This window comes from Dehalococcoidia bacterium, from assembly GCA_025054935.1.
In the GTDB taxonomy this organism is placed as follows: Bacteria; Chloroflexota; Dehalococcoidia; order SpSt-223; family SpSt-223; genus JANWZD01.
The window spans coordinates 1-2693 of record JANWZD010000035.1 but is presented as its reverse complement, the minus strand read 5'-3'; the positions used below and the strand labels follow the sequence as shown (position 1 = coordinate 2693).

The 2693-nt window shown below is 64.5% G+C and carries 2 protein-coding genes; both read right to left on the bottom strand.

Annotated elements, in window-relative coordinates; translation table 11 throughout:
- Positions 1-917, bottom strand: a 917-nt coding sequence (locus tag NZ773_16120; GenBank protein MCS6803453.1) for an ATP-dependent helicase, incomplete at its 3' end; no start/stop codon positions are given.
- Positions 901-2559 carry a hypothetical protein gene (locus NZ773_16115; protein ID MCS6803452.1) on the bottom strand — a complete coding sequence of 553 codons (1659 nt, stop codon included), beginning with the start codon at positions 2557-2559 and terminating at the stop codon, positions 901-903. The genes NZ773_16115 and NZ773_16120, both read right to left, overlap by 17 nt.
- Between the last annotated feature and the right edge of the window lie 134 nt (positions 2560-2693).

Below are 2693 nucleotides of genomic sequence, written 5' to 3'. Positions count from 1 at the left end.
CCAAGGCTCAGATGGTGGCATTCGCCGTCTGCCGGGCACGGACGGTAGTCCTTGGGTTGGCGGCGGCCCACTTGCTGGATCAGCCGCTGGGCCAAGGAGTGCACTGATCGGGGTACCCGGTAGCTTTGCTTGAGGATGATCTTGTGGTCCTCGGGAATCTCGGGGTCGAGCACGGCGTCCGGCGTGGCGCCTGTCCAGGAATAGATGGTCTGATCGTCGTCGGCGGCGAGGATGAAATACTGCGCCCGTTCGCCCCACTTGCGGACGAGCGAGAGCTGCATCCGGTTGAGGTCCTGGGCCTCATCGGCAAAGATGACCGACGGCTGCCCCGGCGCAAAGGGTATCTCTCGCAGAGCCGTCTCGATCAAGTCGCAGAAGTCGAGAAGCCCGAGGGACTGTTTGTATTCCGTCCAGCGGCGCGCAAAGGACCGAACGGCGGCGGGCCAGGCCGCCTCCGGCAACATCATGCCGCGGCAGCGGCTCAACTCCTGGAGCCAGCGATCGCCATCGCTGGCGCGCATGGACGAATCATCGGCGCCCGATTCCCCATCAAGCGCCTGCTGCCTCTTGAGCGGACTGATGCGCAGGTTCGGGCGCGAGCGATTCCATTCCTCGACCTGCGTTTCGGCAATCGCCGGCCCATCCAGCGCCCGCCAACAGTGGGAGTGCAGCGTGCCGATGCGGTCTTGTCTGATGGGCAGGTCGCGACCGGCGAGTTCCGCCGCCGCCGCGCGCGTGAAACTCGTCACCAGCACCGAATCGGGCCCGAAGCGATCCACCGCACGACGGATCTGACGGCTCAGATTCGTCGTTTTCCCCGTTCCCGGGGGGCCGAAGATCCGGTACTCGGCCGTCGCCGTATGGTCGCGCTCACCGATGCTTTCAAGCGCCCCTTCGACCTCACGCGCGGGCTGCATGTTCCTCCTCCTTCTGTTCGGCGGCGAGGTAGCGGGATGGCGGAAATTCGTCTTGTGGCAGCAGCCAGCGGCTCTGATCCCGGAACTGCGAGCCCCGGATGCGGGTGTTAGCGGCGCCGACGGCGGCCAGCATCGATGCCACGGCCTTGAGCGAGAGGTTGTGGCCGAAGACCTTGTTGATATGCGGCTGAAGATCGCTCGTGCAGATGGCAATGTGGCCGTCGTAGATGGTCGGCTTACGGAGAGATTGCACGGGCTGGCCCGCAATCGAGTCGATAAAGGATGTCTCCGACAGATAGTGGTCCAGGTAGAGCCTGGCCGCGCCGCGAAGGTCGTTCTCCTCCCCGCCGTCGGTCACCGTCAATGAATCGAGCAGCATCTGAGCGACGCGCTCCCAGTCTTTGGGTTTGATTTTGGGGATCAAGCGGTCGAGCCCGGCAGCGAGGGTGAGCCGCAGAAAGCGCTGGTCGATCAGTTTGCCGACGCTTGCGAACTCGAGCGTCTCGCCCTCAACAACCATCTGGTAGGTCGGGTCTTTGCCGGTGATCTTGCGGATCTGCTGGATCGAAACGCCGAACAGCTTCGATAGCTCATCGAGAAGCAGGCGCCGTCTGTCGGTGGCGTCCTCACCGGCGTCTGGCATAGGAACGGCGATGTTGGCGGCGGCCGCTTCGGCAGTTGCGCGCGCCTTGGCGATTGTCCGTTCGAAGTAGTCGAGTCGGGTGCGCTGCCGCTGGCCATGCGTGCGGCGGTGATGAATGAGCAGATCAACGATCTCTTGATCCGTCAGCCCGGCCTCGACGCCGAAGCCGGCCAGAGCCAGGTCGTAGCCCGACTGCGACTGGTCCTTCAGATCATGCCGCTGGCGGAGCCAGGTATTGCGGAAGCGCATATCCTGCGCCATCCAGCCGTCGAGCAGTTCCTGCGGAACCGTGGCGTTGGGATTGACCGCCAGCGCGTTCTGAGCAGCGACCAACGGTTGTCGTGGAGAAGGGACACGGACCACGATGCCGCTGAGAAGGTCCTCAAAGTCGGAGGGGTTGTAGCGGCGCCCCGCATTCGAGTGCAGCATAACGGGTTTGGGTTGAGATGGGTCTTTGCCGTTGATCGTGCCTGGGATGCGGAGTACGCGTGCGAGGTCGGAGAGACGGTCAAAGGTCCAGCTGCGCCGCTGGGCGTTTTCCTGCAAGAGCGTATGCCAGCGTTGAACCAGGCAGGATGCTCGCTCTCGCTCGGCAGTGTCATCGAAGATCCAAGGTTCCTTGAACAGCCACCAGGCATGGGCGCCGTTACCGGTTGCGACGACGATCGTGGGCGGTATCCCCGCCGGAATGATCGAGAGCGCGTCCGGAATCGTCGCGGGCAGCGTCTTCTTGTGCGCCTCCGACTGAAGGTCGAAGTCCGCCCAGAGGCCGGCGATCCCGGCGATCTCGTCCGAGGGGCAGCGGCGCGACGGGCCGTAGTCACGGGGCGAGAGGCCCACGCCGACGTAGACATCCTGCGGCGTCTGCGTCACGGCGGCGGCGGCCTCCTCGACCTTTTGGAACCACCGGGAGCGCTTGTCCTCGAGCGTCCAGATGAGGAGATAGAGGTCGGAGGGCTTCTCGGCCCAGAGTTGGTCCAGGAATTCGTGCGGCGTCATCGTTCACGCTCCACTTGCCAGCCATTGACGCTCGAGCCGTACCAGGCCTCGGCGGTGCGCGCAGCGTGCGCGAGATATGGCGAGGCGAAGTCTTTGCGCCGTGAATGGCGCGAGCCCGCGTACATCAGCCAGCG

What these genes read in the sequence shown, in the direction of transcription:
- NZ773_16115 (MCS6803452.1), bottom strand. Translation starts at nt 2,559, where the DNA reads ATGACGCCGCACGAATTCCTGGACCAACTCTGGGCCGAGAAGCCCTCC.